Below are 19,199 nucleotides of genomic sequence, written 5' to 3' on the forward strand. Positions count from 1 at the left end.
TCTTTTTGTAATGAGTAGCTTATAAATTAGCAAATTTTTCTAACAAACGAATCATTTGGCAAGTAAAACCATATTCATTGTCATACCATGCAACAGTTTTGACCAATTGGAAGTCTCCTGCAGTAGTTACTTCTGTTTGTGTCGGGTCAAAGATTGATCCTTGCGTCGTACCGATAACATCGCCAGAGACGATTTCACGGTCATCGTAGCCAAAAGAAGGATTGTCGATCGTGTGTTTCTTGATGGCTTCATTGACTTCTTCTGCGGTTACTTTTTGTTTCAGAATCGATACCAATTCTGTTAAAGATCCATCGACAACAGGTACCCGTTGTGCGTGTCCTTGAAGTTTGCCATTTAGTTCTGGAATGACCAAACCAATCGCTTTCGCTGCTCCTGTTGAATGAGGGATCGTATTATCAGCGGCTGAACGCGCAGCTCGCAGGTTGCCTCCCCGTACCGGGCCATCCAAAAGCATTTGAGTAGAAGTGTAGGCATGGACAGTCGTCATAGTTCCTACTTCGATCCCAAATTCTTCATTTAGGAAATAAGCCATTGGAGCTAAACAATTGGTTGTACAAGAACCAGCTGAAATGATTTTGTCCTCTGCAGTAAGTGTATCACTATTGACATTGTAAACGATCGTTTTCATTTTTCCTGCTGGTGCAGAGATAACGACACGTTTTACACCGGCATCTAAGTGTGCTTGTGCTTTTTCTTCAGATGTATAAAAGCCTGTACATTCTAAAACGATATCCACGCCATTTTCTTTCACCCAAGGAATTTTGCTGGCATCAGGTTCTGCGTAGACTTTTGTTTCTTCTCCATCAACGACGATCGCATCATCTGTGGCAGTGACTGTGCCTGGATAGGTACCATGAGTTGAATCAAACTGGAGTAACTGGGCTAGCATGACTGGGCTCGTCAAATCATTGATCGCCACGACTTCGATATCATCTGATACTTCTTTGATTCGACGGAAGGCCAAGCGACCGATACGTCCGAATCCATTTATTCCCACTTTTACTGTCATAATCTATTGTTCCTCCTCTTTTTTTGATCTTACAATTAAAATTCTGCTACGAAACCAAGATTCTGTCAAAGAAAAACCCTTAATTTTTTATCTAGTTCTTTGGGAAAAGAGGCAGAAAAGATAGACAAATGGCCTTGCGGTCGTTACAATTAAATAGACTTTCTTAAAGGTGAACTTTGGCCTGCAAATGGCATGAATTGTATTCAAATTGGTTTATTAGAAGGTAAGAAGAGAGAATGGAGGGCACATAACATGTCCATGTTTTTAGATCAGGTAACAATCGATGTCAAAGCTGGTAAAGGCGGAGACGGGATGGTTGCATTTAGAAGAGAAAAATACGTTCCCGATGGCGGACCAGCCGGTGGGGATGGTGGCCGCGGCGGTGATGTGATTTTAGTTGTCGACGAAGGCTTGCGTACGTTAATGGATTTCCGTTTCAATCGTCATTTTAAAGCACAACCAGGTGAAAACGGAATGAGTAAAGGGATGCATGGCCGCGGAGCAGAAGATACGTATATCAAAGTTCCCCAAGGAACCACTGTCCGCGATGCAGACACAGGTGCTTTGCTAGGAGATCTGTTGGAGCAAGGACAGACGTTGACGATTGCCAAAGGCGGCCGTGGCGGTCGTGGCAATATCCGTTTTGCTTCTCCAAAGAATCCGGCGCCAGAACTAGCTGAAAATGGCGAACCTGGCCAAGAAAGAAAAATTGAATTGGAATTGAAAGTACTAGCTGATGTCGGCTTGGTTGGTTTCCCATCCGTAGGAAAATCTACATTACTTTCTGTCATTTCTTCTGCAAGACCGAAGATTGGTGCCTATCACTTTACAACGCTAGTCCCTAATCTAGGGATGGTAACGACTTCAGATGGTCGTAGTTTTGCCGTGGCCGATCTTCCTGGATTGATTGAAGGGGCATCGCAAGGTGTTGGATTAGGTACACAGTTTTTACGACACATTGAACGGACACGAGTGATTTTGCACGTGATCGATATGAGTGGGATGGAAGGGCGCGATCCGTATGAAGACTATCAAGCAATCAATCAAGAATTAGCAACCCATAACTTACGCTTGCTTGAACGTCCGCAAATTATCGTAGCGAATAAAATGGATATGCCAGAATCAGAAGAAAATCTGGTGAAATTCAAAGAGCAATTAGCAAAAGAACAAACCGATGAATTCGCAGATCCTTTGCCGATTTTCCCAATTTCAGGTGTCACTCGTAAGGGAATTGATGCTTTACTGAGTGCAACTGCAGACTTATTAGAAGTCACACCAGAATTCTTATTGTATGATGAGGAAATCGAAGAAGAAGTTGTTCAATATGGGTTCCATTCGGATGAACCAGAATTTACCATTGATCGTGATCCAGATGCTACTTGGATCTTGAGTGGTGAAAAGATTGAGAAACTCTTCCAAATGACTAACTTTGATCATGATGAAACAGTCATGCGTTTTGCCCGTCAATTACGCGGGTTAGGAGTAGACGAAGCGTTACGTGCGCGAGGAGCCAAAGATGGCGATATCGTGCGCATCGGTAATTTTGAGTTTGAATTTGTTGAATAAGATTAGTTGAGTAAGCTTAGTTGCTGCTTTAGATACAGTTAAAGCGTTAGCGCCTAATCCTATCAATAGGAACAACTCTTGATACAACTAGGGAATCTTTATAAAAAAGCGGAGTTATGAGATGACTTCGTTTTTTTATTTGTTTTCTTTTTCAAATAGACAAGATACTGGTAAAATAAAGAAAAGAAAGGGAGCGAAAATTATGGCAAAACGTGTGATTGTAATGAATTTCAACGCAAACTCGGAAGCATTCCAAGCATTTTCTGAAGTAAAACGCATGCATATGGAACGAAAAATCAAAGGAGAACAAATGGCTGTGATCACTCATACAGAATCCGGTGCGCACCAGTTCAAGATCGAAGATTTTCTAGACTTTACCGGTAATAACAAAGCATCGACTGGTGGAATGATTGGGATGCTAGTAGGAATTCTGGGAGGACCATTAGGAATCATGTTAGGCTGGTTCGGCGGTAGTATGATTGGCGCGACACGAGACGCCAAAGAAATCCAAAATGCACAATTGCTGTTTGAACATGTCAGCACCCAAATTGGGGTAGGCGACACTGGCTTATTGTTGATTGCAGATGAGGAAGACAATCGTCCACTAAATCAGTTGATCATGAATCAATTAGGTGGGGAAATTACTCGCTTTGACTATGATGAAGTAGAAGCAGAAATTGAAACGGCTAAAAAAGTCGAAGAAAAAACGAAAGCACAAGCGCAAGAAGATTGGAAAAAGTCTCATTCCCAATCTGAAGAAGAACAGGAATAAACTATAAATTGCATCTGACCTTCGTTTCCGCTAAAATTGGGGGAAGATGAAAGGAAAGAAGTATATGGAATTAGAATTTTTAGGTACCGGTGCAGGCGTACCAGCGAAACATCGGAATGTAACAAGCACAGCACTGCGGTTACTTGATGAACGCAATGCTGTTTGGTTGTTTGACTGTGGTGAAGGCACACAAATGCAGATTTTGCATTCTACGATTCGCCCACGGAAAATCGAAAAGATATTCATTACTCACTTACATGGAGATCATATTTATGGATTGCCTGGATTGATCAGCAGTCGCTCCTTTCAAGGGGGCGCTTCACCGTTAGAGATTTATGGGCCCATAGGTATTGAAGAATTTGTGCGGACCGTGTTAAGAATTTCTCAAACAAAATTGAGCTACCCGTTAGTTTTTCATGAGATCACAAAAGAAGGCATTCTCTTCAAGGACAAACAGTTTACCGTTTCTTGCCGTCGGTTGGATCACGGAATTGAAAGCTTTGGGTATCGAGTCGAAGAAGCGAGTCACCAAGGAGAGCTTCAGGTAGAAGCTTTGACTGCATTAGGAATCAAACCGGGTCCAGTTTTTGGTCGACTGAAAAAAGGCGAAATCGTCACGTTGGAAGATGGACGACAAATCAACGGAGGCGACTATGTAGGTGAAGCGAAAAAGGGACGTACCGTCACGATTTTAGGAGATACTCGCCTTTGTGCCAATTCGATCTTATTGGCTGAAAATGCAGATGTACTGGTTCACGAAAGTACCTTCAATAAAGATGAAGCTAAAATGGCTCGCGCCTATTTTCATTCTACAACGGTGCAGGCGGCTGAAGTAGCCAAACAAGCACAGGTAAAACGATTGCTTTTGACGCACATTAGTGCACGCTATGTTGGGAAAGATATTACAAATCTGGCAAATGAAGCAAAAGCTGTATTTCCTAATACGGTGATCGTGAAAGACTTCGATGTCATCGATGTCCCATTTGCAGAAAAAGGAGATCAAGATGTTGTTAGAAAATAAAGTAATTGTCGTAACTGGCGGATCTGCTGGCTTAGGGGAACAAATCTGTTATGAAGCAGCGCGTCGCGGTGCGATCGTGGTGATTTGTGCCCGTAGAAGTCAGTTGATCAACAAAGTCAAAGAACATTGTATGACATTAAGTGGCAAACCAGCTTATGCCTTTCAATTGGATATTGCAGACCCTGAAAGTGTCGAAAATGTCATTGCTTCGATTCGTGAAAAGGTCGGAAAAGTGGACATTCTTGTCAACAATGCTGGTTTTGGTATTTTTCAAGAATTTACAGAAATGAAACCAGAAACGATCCGCAATATGTTTGAAGTGAACGTATTAGGGATGATGGTCTTAACACAGCAAATTGCTTTAGAAATGGTCGATCAGCGCTCTGGTCATATCATCAATGTGGCATCGATGGCTGGGAAAATTGCTACACCAAAAACTGCAGTGTATTCGGCAACCAAATTTGCTGTATTAGGTTTTTCAAATGCGTTGCGTTTGGAGTTGAAACCTTTCGGCATCCATGTGACAACTGTCAATCCGGGGCCTATCGAAACAGCCTTCTTTGACCAAGCAGATCCTAGTGGCAATTATTTAGCTTCTTTAGGGACATTTGTTCTTGAACCAACAAAACTGGCAAAGACCATCGTTAAAGCGATGATTCATCCAAAACGAGAGATCAATCGCCCACAAGTGATGGGAGTAGCTGCAAAATTCTACACACTATTCCCAGCTATTGGGGACTACTTGGCTGGAAGTCTATTCAATAAAAAATAGGAGTTGTTTTTGATGAAAAATCAATGGCGAGTAATCGTAGGTATTTTGTTGGTTTTAGTGATCGTCCTTTTTGCGGTCGCCAATAATATGACTGTTCCAATCAATTTTGGCTTTACTAGCATCAAAGCGCCTCTGATCTTGATTATCATTGGGGCGGCTTTGTTGGGGGCACTGATTATCTTACTAGTGTCAACTAGTACGATGTTCCAACAAAAGAAAGAATTAAAAAGATTACGGAAAGAATTGGCTGACTTTCAACAAAATAATGAAGAAAAACTGCAAGAACAGCGTGAGGTATTAGAACGGGAATATGCAAACAAGCAAGCAGACCTCGCCTTGAGGGAACAACAAATTGCTGAAGCAGAAGCAAAAACTGCGGCAGTTGTGCCTGGTGAACCACCAATTATAGAAAATCGTCAAGATACGTTTCCAGAGTAATGGTAAGCTTGCACTCTTGTTCTTCAAAAGAGGGTTTTGGGACTCCAACCAGAACGGTAAATCTCTGAAGTGAGGCGCAAGATTGGCTCACCACTCTTTTGCAACAAATGAGCGAAATAATAACGACATCCTTCGATGGTCTTTCGATAAACGACCGAAGGATGTCGTTTTTATTGTACTAGAAATAGGACAGAAAAAGGAGAGAAGCTGGTAGTGCTTTTTTGGTCAACGCTTTTCTTTTCTCCAAAATATTTGCTATAATTACCAAGTTAGGAGTGATTGTGTGAAACGCGCGAACTTTCATTGGCTGAGACCACAAAAAAGTGAATTATCAGCTGATTTCGAGGAAATGATCCAAGCAAGAGGTTTGTCACCATTAATAGGTCAATTATTATGGCAGCGGAATATTCGAACAGCAGCAGACTTGCAAAGTTTTTTAGAACCGGATTTGCAGGGACTTCATGATCCATTTTTGTTTTATGATATGGAAAAAGCCGTCGATAGAATTCAGACAGCGATCATGAATGAAGAGCGTATTCTGATTTATGGAGACTACGATGCTGATGGTATTACGAGCACGACTGTCTTAAAAGAAGCGCTGGAATTATTGGGTGCGGATGTTGAATTTTATCTGCCCAATCGCTTTACCGATGGCTACGGGCCCAATCTTTCCGTTTATCAAGATAAAATCGCAGCTGGTGTGCAATTGATTATAACTGTTGATAATGGTGTATCTGGTCATGAGGCATTGGCTTATGCCAAAGAAGCACAGGTAGATGTTATCGTTACAGATCACCATGAGTTGCCACCAGAATTACCCGATGCGTATGCCATCATTCATCCTCGTCATCCATTAGGAAATTATCCTTTTCCAGATTTGGCGGGGGTCGGAGTCGCATTCAAAGTCGCTACTGCGTTATTAGAAGAAGTGCCAGTCGAATTATTAGATCTCGTGGCAATTGGTACGATCGCCGACATGGTGTCGCTCACTGGTGAGAATCGCATTCTGGTCACTAACGGATTAAAAATGATCCAGCAAACCGAACGTGCGGGGCTCTCGGCACTGATCGAAGTGAGTGGTCTGAAGAAACGGGCAATCAATGAAACGGATATTGGTTTTGCCATCGGACCTCGTTTGAATGCGATTGGACGCTTGGAAGATGCCAATCCTGCGGTAACACTTATGTCGACATTTGATCCAGAAGAAGCCCAATCGTTAGCCAACCAATTAGATACGATCAATCTTCAAAGAAAGCAATATGTGGAAACGATTTTGAAAGAAGCTCAGAACATGCTTTCCGATTCAAATCAAGTCCATTTGATTGTGGGAGATGATTGGCATGAAGGTGTCTTAGGGATCGTTGCTGGACAATTGATGCAACAGACTGGCAGGCCGGTCCTTGTTTTAACCAAAAAAAGCAACGGTATTGCTAAAGGTTCTGGGCGCAGCGTTGCATCATTAAATCTATTTGACATGCTCTCTGGAATGCGTGAAATGTTTACCAGCTTTGGTGGACACCACGCGGCAGTAGGGCTCAGTGTGCCTATTGATCACCTTTCGATGCTCCAAGAACGTATGAATCAATACGTGGTCGATAATCGAATCGACCTTTCTAGCGGGATTCCGTTACCGATTGATGAAGAATTGTCTTTAGCAGAAATTACGACAAATTTTATCGAGTCGCTGAAAATTTTAGCTCCCTTTGGTACAGACAACCCAATCCCAAAGTTTTTGATTACGAATATTTCTGCTGATAATGGCCGACAAATTGGTACAGAGAATCAGCATTTAAAAGTCAGTCTTACAGATGGAGAAAATGGTCAATTAGACGTGATCGGTTTTGGTTTTGGATCACAGCTAGTAGAATTTGAGAGTGAAGGATTGGCCGTTGTGGGGCAATTATCTGTCAATGAATGGAACGGCAAGAAGAAACCACAGCTGATGTTGGAAGATTTTGAAGTCAGCGGCATACAGCTGTTCGACTTGCGTTCAAAGAAAAATCGGCAAGGGTTGATCCTTGATGCCCAAACATTAGGGATTGCTTTTTCGGATAAATTGCCTTCAGAGATAGAACGATTTTGTCCGAACGTTCATGTTTATCAAACGTTAGACGATTTGACAGCTTTTTTTGGTTCAGGAAATTATACGCAACTCGCTTTTCTAGACTGTCCTAGCGAGAAAGAGCTTTTGAGAAAAATCATTCAAGAAATACCTGTCAATCGTATCTATTTGATTTTAGTATCCACAGAGGATGCTTATCTGGATGGTGTCGGGACTAGAGAACAATACGGCCGTTTGTTTCAACTGATCAATCAGCAGAATGGGATTGATATTCGCTATAAACTGCCAATGGTAGCTAACTACTTGCAAATTCCAGAAAAATTATTAATTTTTATGATTCAAGTGTTTTTTGATTTGAAATTTGTTACAATAAAAGATGGCGTTTTGAAAAAAGTCCCTGATCCAGAGAATAAGCCGCTTACTGAGAGTGTGTTGTATCAACAGCGACTTGCAAAAATCAAAACAGAAGAAGACTTACTAATGAGTGATTTATCAACGATTCGCAAATGGTTGATATCTTAGGAGGAAAAAACATGAATTTAAAAGACTATATTGCCAGCATTCCGGATTATCCGCAAGAAGGAATTGTCTTTCGCGACATCTCTCCATTGATGGCTGATGGAGAAGCTTATCGTTATGCAACACAGCAAATCGTCGAGTACGCTCAGGAAAAAGGGATCGACATGGTGGTTGGACCTGAAGCTCGTGGGTTTATTGTTGGTTGTCCCGTGGCGTATCAACTGGGTGTTGGTTTTGCGCCAGTACGTAAAAAAGGCAAGCTACCTCGAAAAACGATTGAAGCAACATACCAGAAAGAATATGGCGTGGATATTTTGACGTTACACGAAGATGCGATTAAACCTGGCCAACGGGTATTGATTTGTGATGATTTACTTGCAACCGGCGGCACGATTAAAGCAACGATCGAACTTGTGGAAAAATTAGGCGGCATCGTAGTTGGCTGTGCTTTTCTGATCGAGTTGATGGACTTGCAAGGCAGAGACAAAATCACTGGATACGAAATTAAAACATTGATGGAATATTAATCGAAAAAAGCCAGATCAATTTTGATCTGGCTTTTTTTTGTTTGTTTGGCAGCAACACCGAAATAATCGACCTACTGTTCGTAATGATAAAAATCATGGTCGTGATAATAAGTTTGGTTTCTCTTTCGTTCTGCTTGGCGGAATTTCTTTTCATCCCATAGCATGAACCACAGCATCATCAAAGGGCAAAAAATCAGAACTGCACTGAGTACGCCAAAATAACCAATAATGATCCCTGTTAACAACACCCACAAAATAAAACCAAATCGACGAACTGCTTTCATTATTTTCACTCCTTATAAAAATGCGAACTTATGTTTGTAAAACTATTATACGAATGTTTGTTCGGTTTGTAAAGAGGAAATAAAAAAAATCTTCGAAGGATCGAAGATTTAAGGAATCGATTAAAGTAAGTGACGGTAGAGACCAACGACTAAGCCTAAAATCGTTACATCTGGCAAGATGATAGGTTCTAGGTAATCGTTTTCCGGTTGCAAACGGATGTGATCCTGTTCTTTGAAAAATCTCTTACAGGTGGCTTCATCTTCATCCGTCATTGCAATGACAATGTCCCCGTTTTGAGCACTTTGCTGTTTGCGAACGATGACTTGATCACCGTCTAAGATTCCAGCGTTGATCATACTTTCACCGCGAATCGTCAACATGAACAAACTGCCGGTGCTATTTGCTAAATCAGGCGGTATCGGGAAAAAATCGGAGGCGTCTTCTACAGCTAAGATCGGTTCACCAGCCGTAACGACTCCTAGCATTGGGATCGAGTTTGGCTGCACATCGATTTTTTCTAATCCGGAGGAAGTCAATTCAATCGCTCTTGGTTTTGTTGGGTCGCGTAAAATCAAGCCTTTTTTTTCAAGCCTGGATAAATGTCCGTGGACGGTAGAAGTAGAGGATAGCTGAACGGCTTCGCCAATTTCGCGAACAGTCGGCGGATAGCCTTTTTCAGTGACTCGTGTATGAATAAACTTAAGAATCTCGATTTGTCGATTTTCTGTTCGTTTTGCCAAAACTGACACCTTCTTTCATTTGATAGTCTTAGTGTACCATAGGAGAAACGACAATTCAAACAAATGTTCGCTTTTTGTTGCTATTGTTTTTTTGTCAGGTTTTGTATAAGATAAAGTAGTGAAAAGGAGGTGTCGAAATGTTATCCAAAGAAAAATTAGCCCGCATTAATGAGCTAGCCAAAAAGAAAAAAGTGCAAGGTCTATCTGCTGATGAAACGATCGAACAGCAAAAGCTTCGCGAAGAATATTTACAAGCTTTTCGTGGAGGAATGCGACACCACATTGAAGGAATGAAAATCGTCGATCCTGAAGGACAAGATGTCACTCCAGACAAATTAAAAGAAATTCAAAAGAAAAAAGGATTGCATGGCAGATAAAGATGAATTCCTTTTCATTCCTATTGAAATCCTGAAAGAAATCCCGTATAATATGAGATGTAATAAAGGTAAAAAAAACCTAAATTAGGAGGAATTACCATTGTTTGATAAAATCGATCAATTAGGTGTCAACACCCTTCGTACATTGAGTATCGAAGCCGTACAAAAAGCAAATTCAGGTCATCCCGGTCTGCCAATGGGGGCAGCGCCAATGGCGTATGCCTTGTGGACCAAGCATTTGAAAGTTAATCCGACCACTTCTAGAAACTGGATCGACCGCGACCGGTTCGTCTTGTCTGCTGGACATGGTTCTGCTTTGCTTTACAGCTTACTGCATGTTTCAGGGTATCAAGTAACCACGGAAGACTTGAAAAATTTCCGTCAGTGGGGCAGCCGCACACCAGGACACCCAGAAGTTGGGCATACGGATGGTGTGGAAGCAACGACTGGTCCATTAGGACAAGGAATCGCAATGGCCGTCGGGATGGCGATGGCGGAAGAACATCTAGCGGCGACATACAACCGGGATGAATACAATGTGATCGACCACTATACGTATGCATTATGTGGCGACGGCGACTTGATGGAAGGTGTGTCTCAAGAGGCAGCTTCAATGGCTGGTCATATGAAGCTGGACAAATTGATCGTTTTATATGATTCCAATGATATCTCATTAGATGGCCCTACTTCAAAAGCATTCACAGAAAACGTTGGTGCCCGTTTTGAAGCTTACGGTTGGCAACATTTGTTGGTCAAAGACGGCAATGACTTAGAGGCAATCTCACAAGCCATTGAAGCAGCTAAAGCTGAAACAGAGAAACCGACATTGATTGAAATCAAAACAGTCATCGGTTACGGTGCCCCAAATCAAGGAACCTCTGCTGTCCATGGTGCTCCATTAGGTGCGGAAGGTATTTCAGCCGCTAAAGCAATCTATGGCTGGGAGTATCCTGAATTCACCGTGCCGGAAGAAGTAGCGGCTCGTTTCAAAGAAACGATGATCGATGAAGGCCAAAAAGCCGAAGCGGAGTGGAACGAGAAATTCGCTGCTTACAAAGCGGCTTATCCAGAATTAGCTGCACAGTTCGAACAAGCAGTGGCTGGCGAACTACCAGCAGATTGGGATGCAGAACTGCCAACTTATGAAGTAGGCAGCTCACAAGCGAGTCGTGTTTCCAGTAAAGAAATGATCCAAGCCCTTTCAAAAGCTATCCCAAGCCTATGGGGAGGATCGGCCGATCTATCCGGATCCAATAATACGATGGTCGCAGCGGAAAAAGATTTTGAACCTGGTCAATATGAAGGCCGCAACATTTGGTTCGGTGTGCGGGAGTTTGCGATGGCCGCAGCCATGAACGGGATCCAACTTCATGGCGGTACACGCGTGTATGGCGGGACATTCTTCGTCTTTGTTGATTACTTGCGTCCAGCAGTTCGCTTGTCGGCTCTCCAACATGCGCCAGTCATCTATGTTCTGACCCATGATTCTGTGGCTGTTGGTGAAGACGGACCGACCCACGAACCAATCGAACAATTGGCGAGTGTACGCTGCATGCCAAACGTGCAAGTGATCCGACCAGCAGATGGCAACGAAACTCGGGCAGCTTGGAAGATCGCCTTGCAAACGACGAATAAACCAACGGTCTTAGTGTTGAGCCGTCAAAACCTGCCAGTGTTAGCAGGGACGCTAAGTGGTGTCGAAGAAAACGTGGCTAAAGGTGGCTATGTCCTTTCAAAACAAACCGGTGAGACACCAGAAGGCATCTTGATCGCTACTGGTTCAGAAGTGAATCTAGCGGTAGAAGCGCAAGCCAAACTAGCAGAAGCTGGAGTGGATGTGTCTGTCGTATCGCTGCCAAGCTTTGATTTGTTTGAAGCACAGTCGGAAGAGTACAAGGAGAGTGTCTTGCCGAAAGCCGTGAAAAAACGGGTTGCCATCGAAGCAGCTTCCCCATTTGGTTGGGATCGTTACCTAGGCTGCAAAGGCAAAGTCATCGCCATTGATCATTTTGGCGCTTCTGCTCCAGGAAACAAAGTATTGGAAGAGTTCGGCTTTACAGTCGAAAATGTGGTTGCCACTTTCCAATCGATCAAATAAGCGTAAGAAACAAGCGAAATCGCAGCTGATTTCGCTTGTTTTTTTTAAAGTCTTTTCGTTTTTAGGTAGAACAAGATGTTTTTGCGAAAAGACTTTTAAAAAACTATTGAGTTGCTTAAGTTGCACAGAAAAAATTTTTTCCGTATAATGTCTATATTGTTGAATAGTATTGGGACGATGGAGGAAAAGAATGAAAAATTATCAAACCCGCAGTGAAAGACATATCCGCCAACAAAAAGCAGTGATGCCACGACCAAGTAAACGAGCAGTGGTTTCTTTTATTGGGGCTGGATTAGCATTGTCACCAGCGGTGGTCACGCTACTTCCGGAACAGGTCCAAGCAAGTGAATATCAGGCCACTAGTCAAGGAATCGCTAGTTTTATCGAACAGATTGGTTGGTCAGCACAAGACGTTGCGGCCAATAATGATCTTTATGCATCGGTGATGATCGCGCAAGCCATTTTGGAAAGTGGCTATGGCTCATCTACATTATCCAATGCGCCTTACTACAATCTTTTTGGGGTCAAAGGATCATATAACGGGCAATCTGTCTATTTGCCTACAGATGAGTATATCAATGGACAATGGGTCGTAATGAATGAACCATTCCGCCAATATAATTCCTACTGGGAGTCTTTTCAAGATCACGCCAACGTTTTAAGAAGTACAAGCTTCACTTCAGGTAAAGCACATTATAGTGGGGTCTGGAAAAGTCAAACGACTTCTTTTTACGATGCGACCAGCTATCTGACAGGACGCTATGCCACTGATCCAGGTTACGCACAAAAATTAAACTGGCTGATTGAAACGTATCAACTAACTCGTTTTGATACACCAAGTACTGGTGCCACAACGACTTCTGTAACGACAACGCAATCCACATCGACGACAACAACGACACAAAGTACGGGACAAAGTTATGTCGTAGCATCTGGCGACAGTCTTTGGGATATTGCTTCACGTTTTGGAACAACGGTGGATCAAATCATGGCTGCCAATGGATTAAGCAGTGACTTGATCGTCGTAGGACAGGAATTGATCGTTTGATTTTCGCTATTTATTAGCTAAACGCCAAATGAAATTTCACAAAAACTTTTGTTTTTGTTCTCTTTTAGTAACTAAAAGAAGCAAAGCAAAAGTTTTTTTCTTTGTGAAAAAAACATAAATATTTGGAAAACGCTAACTTTTTGTTCGCAAGTCTGCCGTTTTTTGGGTAGAATAGGAATATGAACTGGAGGGATTGCAAATGACAAAGATTTATCAATCTGTTACCGAGCTAGTTGGGCATACGCCCATCGTCAAATTAAACAAGGTGGTGGGAGAGGATTCCGCTGATGTCTACGTAAAACTTGAGTTTTATAATCCAGGGAGCAGCGTGAAGGACCGAATCGCTTTGGCCATGATCGAAAAAGCCGAAAAAGACGGCTCTTTGAAAGCAGGCAATACGATCGTGGAACCAACTTCCGGTAATACTGGGATCGGCTTGGCGATGATCGGTGCAGCGAAAGGGTACCGAGTGGTCATCGTGATGCCTGAGACCATGAGTATCGAACGGCGCAAGCTGATGCAAGCCTATGGTGCTGAATTGATTTTGACACCAGGCTCAGAAGGAATCACAGGTTCAATCAATAAAGCCAAAGAATTGGCTGAACAAGAGGGCTATTTTATGCCGCTGCAATTTGAAAATCCGGCAAATCCCGAGATTCACGAGAAAACAACTGGGAAAGAAATAGAGAATGCCTTTGAATCAAAAGGATTAGATGCCTTTGTCGCTGGTATCGGTACAGGCGGCACGATCACTGGTGCGGGTCGAGAATTAAAACGAGTGTATCCAGACTTAAAAATCTATGGCGTTGAACCGGCAGAATCGGCTATCTTAGAAGGCGGACAACCTGGTCCTCACAAAATCCAAGGAATTGGAACCGGCTTTGTACCTAAAGTTCTTGATACAGAGATCTTTGATCAAGCAATTGCCGTATCAAGTGAAGATGCGATGGCAACAGCGAGAGAAGTCGGCCGTAAAGAGGGCTTGCTCGTAGGTATTTCTTCTGGAGCAGCGATCCATGCAGCACTCAAAGTTGCCAAAGAACTGGGAAAAGGCAAAAAAGTCTTAGCGATCGTCCCGGACAATGGAGAACGTTATCTATCGACTGCTTTATATCAAGTGGAAGAATAACAAGGAAAGCGGGCATTGGCAGAATGCCTGCTTTTTCTCCCCTTTTCTTAAGGACTGTGGAATTTTTCGTGTTTGTTTTGTGGTTGATTAAGAATTTTTAGAGAAAGCTGTTTGAATTTTTACCATCTACATAGTATGATATTACAGATAAGAGAATTGGAGGAACTCCTGTGAACACGATATATGATGAGGCAATCAAACAATTAAAACAAGAAAATATCCGTATCACTCCACAAAGGGTTGCGATACTTGAGTTTTTGGCTAGCCACGCATCACATCCTACCGCAGAAGAAATTTACCGAGCGATCGAAGTCCACTTTCCCGGTATTAGTGTAGCGACAGTCTACAATAATCTGCGACTGTTTACGGAGATCGGTTTTGTGAAAGAAATGAACTACGGCGATGCATCCAGTCGCTTTGACTTTACGACAGAGCCGCATTATCATGCAATTTGTCAACGTTGCGGCAAGATTTCTGATTTTTACTATCCTGGATTGGAAGATGTCGAAATGGCCGCTTCCCAACTGACCGGATATAAAATCCAAAGCCATCGCTTAGAAGTATATGGATTGTGTCCAGAGTGTAAAGGAGAAGAGGAATGAAAATTATTTCAACGGATAAAGCACCGCAAGCAATTGGTCCTTATGTACAAGCACGGATTGCTAATGGTTTCTTGTTTGCTTCCGGACAAGTGCCGTTAGATCCTGTTACAGGAGAAGTTGTGGGAGCAACTATCGAAGTTCAGACGCAGCAAGTTCTCAAAAATATCGAGGCAATTTTAACTGCCGCCGGTATTACACCAGATGAAATCGTCAAAACAACATGTTTCTTAAAAAACATGGATGATTTTGTTCCATTCAATAATACATACAGCACACTTTTTCATGAACATTTGCCTGCACGTTCAGCAGTTGAAGTGGCCCGTTTACCAAAGGATGTATTGGTGGAAGTAGAGATCATTGCTGTGGTGGCACAATAAAGGAGTCAATGGGACGGTCGTATATATGCGCAGTCCCATTTTTGTTGAGAATGGATTTTATTCTTGATGATGCCAAAATAAAATTGAAAATGGTTTTTATGTAACGATGGGAAAAGAGGACAATAAGATGATTTCTTTACAAGAATATTTAGCCCAGGGGCAAACAACTGTCTCCAATCTGCTTTTGGAAAACTATCATAGCCTTGGTTTAACCAATGATGAATTTGTATTATGGCTTCAGTTGTATCGTTACCACGAACAAGGCAATGATTTTCCTGATCTAGCAATGATTGCTAAGGGGATGGGAAGTGAGCAAAAAGAAATCTATAAATGGTTGAATGAGCTATTGAATAAACAGATCATCGCCATCGAATCCAAGAAAGATTCAGCAGGGAAGATGGTGGATTACTATGAGTTTTCTGGAATCTATGAACGACTGGAAGTTTGTTTGCGGCAAAAAAATCAGCAGGAGGAAAAGCAGAGCTATGATTCAAAAGTACGTTCGCTTTATCAAATGTTTGAGTCCGAATTTGGCCGTCCGCTTTCAGCAATCGAATACCAGCGAATATCACAATGGCTGGAAGAAGATAAATACCAGCCGGATTTGATTCAATTTGCGTTACGTGAGGCGGTTTTGAATCAAGCTTACAGTTTGAATTATATTGATCGCATTTTACTTTCTTGGGAACGGAAAAATATTACCTCGAAAGAACAAGTAGAAGAAGAACAAAAACGCCGTAAAAAACAGTTTATGCAGAAAGAAAATTTGGAACAAACGAATGGACCCGTTCCTAAGATTCCTATGCATAATTGGTTAGAAGGGGAATAAAGGAGAGTTGTCATGATCAGTAAAGCAAAAACTATGATCGCATTGGAACAAATGTACCAAATGTTCCCCGACGCTCACGGAGAACTGATTTCCAAAAATCCGTTTGAACTGTTGATTGCTGTGATTTTAAGTGCTCAGGCTACGGATGTGTCGGTCAATAAAGTGACCCCCACACTATTTGCTGCCTATCCGACACCTGAGGCCTTGGCAGCAGCCCCTGTTGAGGAAATCATTGAGAAAATACGGACGATCGGTCTTTATCGCAACAAAGCAAAAAATATCAAGGCTTGTGCGTCCCAGCTTATCGAACGATTCAATGGCCAAGTACCTAGAACCCGCGAGGAATTAGTGTCATTACCGGGGGTCGGAAGAAAAACAGCCAACGTTGTTTTAGGCGATGCGTTTGGTATTCCGGCAATCGCTGTGGATACCCACGTCGAACGAGTAACCAAGCGCTTACGGATTTGCCGATTAGATGCGAATGTCTTAGAAGTAGAACAAACATTGATGAAAAAAGTGCCAGAAGATCTTTGGGTCAAAACACATCACACACTGATTTTCTTTGGACGATACCATTGCACAGCTAGAGCGCCAAAATGTGAAGTTTGCCCATTATTGACAATGTGCCAAGAAGGACAACTGCGGATGCGCGCAAAAAAAGTTCAGCCACCTCAATGAGAGGCGGCTGAACTTTTTTTATTCAGGATTTGTTTCATTTGTCCCTGGAGTAGTCGACGAAGATGATGGCGTCGAACTTGACTCCGAAGAAGACGATGGTGTGCTTTCACTTTCTGACGGTGGCGGTGTAGATTGTGAGCTTTCAGAAGAAGATTCAACTGGTGGAATCGATTCTTCCGTTGAACTGCTAGATTCAACGATTTCAGAACTGCTTTCTGGTGTTGATTCAGGAAGCGAAGAAGAGCTGATCGTTGATCTTGTGCTAGAACTTGGTTGCTGGTAAGTCCCTTTGATGTAAAGCTCATTGCCGATCCGGGTCAAATCTGCGGGCATTTTCCAGTCGCGGTTCTCAACAGAGGCTGAGACATATTGCATCAATTCCCGATAAACATCTGAGGCAACATGAGTACTGCTGTCTGTGATCGGCGTCATTTTATCATTATATCCTGTCCAAACAGCTAAAGAAAAGGATGGGGTATAACCTGCAAACGTGATATCCGGGTAAGCACCGTTTGACGTATCCAATTGGGCCAATTGATTGTCATCATAGTTGGAAGTCCCGGTTTTCCCAGCTTGGTATAGTCCATCGATTTGGGCGTTGGTTCCTGTTCCGACAGAAATCACGTCTTTCAGAATATCGGTGACCATATAGGCTGTCGTATCATCCATCGCTTTTTGACCTTCCACTTTGAAGGAGTCTTCATCAACTGTTCCATCTTGCGAAACGATCTTATTGACATATTGCGGTTCGTAATAGGTTCCGCCATTTGAAAAGGCAGCATAAGCAGCAGCCATTTTCAAGCTAGAGATCCCATACTTGGTGCCATCGATTTCTGACGTGTTGCTGGAAATTGCATTGGACTGTTCAATGTTTTTGTATTCAATACCTAGGCCTTTCAAGAAGGAAGAAATATTGTCAGCACCTACTTCTTCAAAAAGCTTTGCTGCTGGAACATTTCTCGATTGAGCCAGTGCTGTCCGCAAAGTGATATTTCCCATATATTGTCGATCCCAGTTGTAGATTGGTGTGTTCGTCCCCACATAATTATAGGGTTCGTCCAAAATCATGCGGCCTGTTGAATTTTGTAAAAATTGGAAGGCTGGACCATAGTCTGTCAGGGGTTTAACGGTTGAGCCAAAGTCACGAGTGACGTTGACTGCTAAATTATTACCTAAGACAACATCGTCTTCCACATGACGAGCACCGATTTGCGCGACAACTTTACCACTATTAACATCTACCAGAGTAGCGGCTACTTGCATTTTATCATCTGGGAAATTGATGTATTCGTCACTATTAACGATGTCATACAATCGTTTTTGGGTATTGACATCAAGATTCGTATAGATGTCCAATCCATCCGTATAGACATCTTTGCCGGTTTTTGCTTTTACTTCATCAATCACTTCTTTAAAGTAATTGTCATAATATTTCCATTCGTTATTTCGTTGCGGATTTTTTTGCAATCCTTCTGAAATATCTTCGGCTTTGGCTGCCTCATATTCGTCTTTAGTGATTTTTTCATTCTCATACATGGTTAACAGAACAAGATCTCGTCGCTGTTTAGCTTTGTCTGGGTGAGCATATGGATCATAAGCAGAAGGGGCGTTTGGTAATCCAGCGATTAATGCTGTTTGAGCCAAATCTAGTTGATCCAATGTCTTGTTATAGAACTTCATGGCAGCTGTCTGCATCCCATAGACACCGTTAGACATGTACACTTTATTGATATAGTAGGTCAAGATTTCTTGTTTGGATTTTGTTTGTTCCAGTCTGACGGCCATCCAAGCTTCTTGCGCTTTTCTTCGCAACGTCTGATCTTCTGCACTAGTAGAGAAGAAGGATAATTTGATCAATTGCTGTGTTAGGGTGCTCCCACCTTGCATGCCACCAGTCGTCACGTTCGACAATGCCGATCCAATGATACGGATAGGGTCTACTCCAATGTGTTGATAGAAACGACGATCCTCTACAGATACAATCGCATCTTCCAATTGCTGCGGAATTTCATTCGCAGTGATTTTTTCACGGGTCTCGCTACCAAAATCGAGGATCAGATCTCCATTGGAGGCGTAGAACCTGGAAGAAGCAGCAGAATCGAGCTGTTTCTCATCTAATGGTGGTGCATCTTTAGCGTACCACCAAAAAAGTCCCATCCCTGATAAGAGACCGAGACATCCTAAAAAGAAGAGCCCCATAAAGGTACGAAGTAAAATACTGCCAATCGTTCGTTTTCCTTTCGGCTTTTTTTGTTTCGGGCCTTTATATGCAGCCGCCGCTTTCTTAGAATCATGTCGAGAAGCTCTCGATTGCGATTCTTTCGCCATA

19 protein-coding genes are annotated in these 19,199 nt (G+C 42.5%); 15 read left to right on the forward strand and 4 right to left on the reverse strand.

Annotated features, from left to right (window positions below; all coding sequences use genetic code 11):
* Positions 1-19: 19 nt before the first annotated feature.
* Positions 20-1,030, reverse strand: a complete 1,011-nt coding sequence (gene gap / locus HED61_RS10570) for a type I glyceraldehyde-3-phosphate dehydrogenase (RefSeq protein WP_003126662.1) — start codon at positions 1,028-1,030, stop codon at positions 20-22.
* Positions 1,031-1,282: 252 nt separating this feature from the next.
* Between gap and obgE the strand changes: the two genes are divergently transcribed.
* The 7 genes from obgE to HED61_RS10605 all read left to right on the forward strand — a co-directional run bounded on the left by obgE (position 1,283) and on the right by HED61_RS10605 (position 8,707).
* Positions 1,283-2,596: a GTPase ObgE gene (gene obgE, locus HED61_RS10575; protein WP_003126661.1), complete on the forward strand. Its 1,314-nt coding sequence runs from the start codon at positions 1,283-1,285 to the stop codon at positions 2,594-2,596.
* A gap of 202 nt (positions 2,597-2,798) precedes the next feature.
* Positions 2,799-3,368, forward strand: a complete 570-nt coding sequence (locus HED61_RS10580; RefSeq protein ID WP_003126659.1) for a DUF456 domain-containing protein — start codon at positions 2,799-2,801, stop codon at positions 3,366-3,368.
* A gap of 64 nt (positions 3,369-3,432) precedes the next feature.
* On the forward strand, positions 3,433-4,389 hold the full coding sequence (gene rnz / locus HED61_RS10585; protein ID WP_060814323.1) for a ribonuclease Z: 957 nt from the start codon (positions 3,433-3,435) through the stop codon (positions 4,387-4,389).
* Positions 4,373-5,161: an SDR family NAD(P)-dependent oxidoreductase gene (locus HED61_RS10590; protein ID WP_003126657.1), complete on the forward strand. Its 789-nt coding sequence runs from the start codon at positions 4,373-4,375 to the stop codon at positions 5,159-5,161. Before rnz ends, HED61_RS10590 begins: the two co-directional genes overlap by 17 nt.
* Positions 5,162-5,173: 12 nt before the next feature.
* Positions 5,174-5,599 carry a LapA family protein gene (locus HED61_RS10595; RefSeq protein ID WP_060814322.1) on the forward strand — a complete coding sequence of 142 codons (426 nt, stop codon included), beginning with the start codon at positions 5,174-5,176 and terminating at the stop codon, positions 5,597-5,599.
* A 283-nt stretch (positions 5,600-5,882) separates the two neighbouring features.
* On the forward strand, positions 5,883-8,183 hold the full coding sequence (gene recJ / locus HED61_RS10600; protein WP_219645318.1) for a single-stranded-DNA-specific exonuclease RecJ: 2,301 nt from the start codon (positions 5,883-5,885) through the stop codon (positions 8,181-8,183).
* 11 nt (positions 8,184-8,194) lie between these two features.
* Complete coding sequence (locus tag HED61_RS10605) at positions 8,195-8,707, forward strand: adenine phosphoribosyltransferase (RefSeq protein WP_003126654.1); 513 nt, start codon at positions 8,195-8,197, stop codon at positions 8,705-8,707.
* 71 nt (positions 8,708-8,778) lie between these two features.
* On the opposite strand, the gene HED61_RS10610 is transcribed toward HED61_RS10605, so the two are convergent.
* The gene (locus HED61_RS10610; protein WP_003126653.1) at positions 8,779-8,991 is read right to left on the reverse strand and encodes a hypothetical protein; all 213 of its coding nucleotides are present in this window, start codon (positions 8,989-8,991) and stop codon (positions 8,779-8,781) included.
* A 120-nt stretch (positions 8,992-9,111) separates the two neighbouring features.
* Positions 9,112-9,741 (reverse strand): transcriptional repressor LexA, encoded by a 630-nt coding sequence (lexA, locus tag HED61_RS10615; RefSeq protein WP_086269194.1) that lies wholly within the window; start codon positions 9,739-9,741, stop codon positions 9,112-9,114.
* A gap of 128 nt (positions 9,742-9,869) precedes the next feature.
* Here lexA and HED61_RS10620 point away from each other — a divergent pair, with 128 nt between their 5' ends.
* The 8 genes from HED61_RS10620 to nth all read left to right on the forward strand — a co-directional run bounded on the left by HED61_RS10620 (position 9,870) and on the right by nth (position 16,870).
* Positions 9,870-10,109 (forward strand): DUF896 family protein, encoded by a 240-nt coding sequence (locus HED61_RS10620; RefSeq protein ID WP_003126651.1) that lies wholly within the window; start codon positions 9,870-9,872, stop codon positions 10,107-10,109.
* 100 nt (positions 10,110-10,209) lie between these two features.
* On the forward strand, positions 10,210-12,207 hold the full coding sequence (gene tkt, locus HED61_RS10625; protein ID WP_060814320.1) for a transketolase: 1,998 nt from the start codon (positions 10,210-10,212) through the stop codon (positions 12,205-12,207).
* 190 nt (positions 12,208-12,397) lie between these two features.
* The gene (locus HED61_RS10630) at positions 12,398-13,255 is read left to right on the forward strand and encodes a glucosaminidase domain-containing protein (protein WP_113849720.1); all 858 of its coding nucleotides are present in this window, start codon (positions 12,398-12,400) and stop codon (positions 13,253-13,255) included.
* Positions 13,256-13,454: 199 nt separating this feature from the next.
* Entirely contained in the window at positions 13,455-14,384 is a 930-nt protein-coding gene (gene cysK, locus HED61_RS10635; protein ID WP_003126647.1) for a cysteine synthase A, read from the forward strand.
* Between the two features lie 170 nt (positions 14,385-14,554).
* Positions 14,555-14,986 carry a Fur family transcriptional regulator gene (locus HED61_RS10640; RefSeq protein WP_060814318.1) on the forward strand — a complete coding sequence of 144 codons (432 nt, stop codon included), beginning with the start codon at positions 14,555-14,557 and terminating at the stop codon, positions 14,984-14,986.
* Complete coding sequence (locus HED61_RS10645; protein ID WP_003126645.1) at positions 14,983-15,363, forward strand: RidA family protein; 381 nt, start codon at positions 14,983-14,985, stop codon at positions 15,361-15,363. Before HED61_RS10640 ends, HED61_RS10645 begins: the two co-directional genes overlap by 4 nt.
* A gap of 127 nt (positions 15,364-15,490) precedes the next feature.
* Positions 15,491-16,192 (forward strand): DnaD domain protein, encoded by a 702-nt coding sequence (locus tag HED61_RS10650; RefSeq protein ID WP_003126644.1) that lies wholly within the window; start codon positions 15,491-15,493, stop codon positions 16,190-16,192.
* A gap of 12 nt (positions 16,193-16,204) precedes the next feature.
* Entirely contained in the window at positions 16,205-16,870 is a 666-nt protein-coding gene (nth, locus tag HED61_RS10655) for an endonuclease III (RefSeq protein ID WP_003126643.1), read from the forward strand.
* A gap of 18 nt (positions 16,871-16,888) precedes the next feature.
* On the opposite strand, the gene HED61_RS10660 is transcribed toward nth, so the two are convergent.
* Positions 16,889-19,198 carry a PBP1A family penicillin-binding protein gene (locus tag HED61_RS10660; protein WP_230320920.1) on the reverse strand — a complete coding sequence of 770 codons (2,310 nt, stop codon included), beginning with the start codon at positions 19,196-19,198 and terminating at the stop codon, positions 16,889-16,891.
* Position 19,199: the final 1 nt, after the last annotated feature.

The organism is Enterococcus gallinarum, assembly GCF_021496385.1.
Taxonomy (GTDB): Bacteria; Bacillota; Bacilli; order Lactobacillales; family Enterococcaceae; genus Enterococcus_D; species Enterococcus_D gallinarum.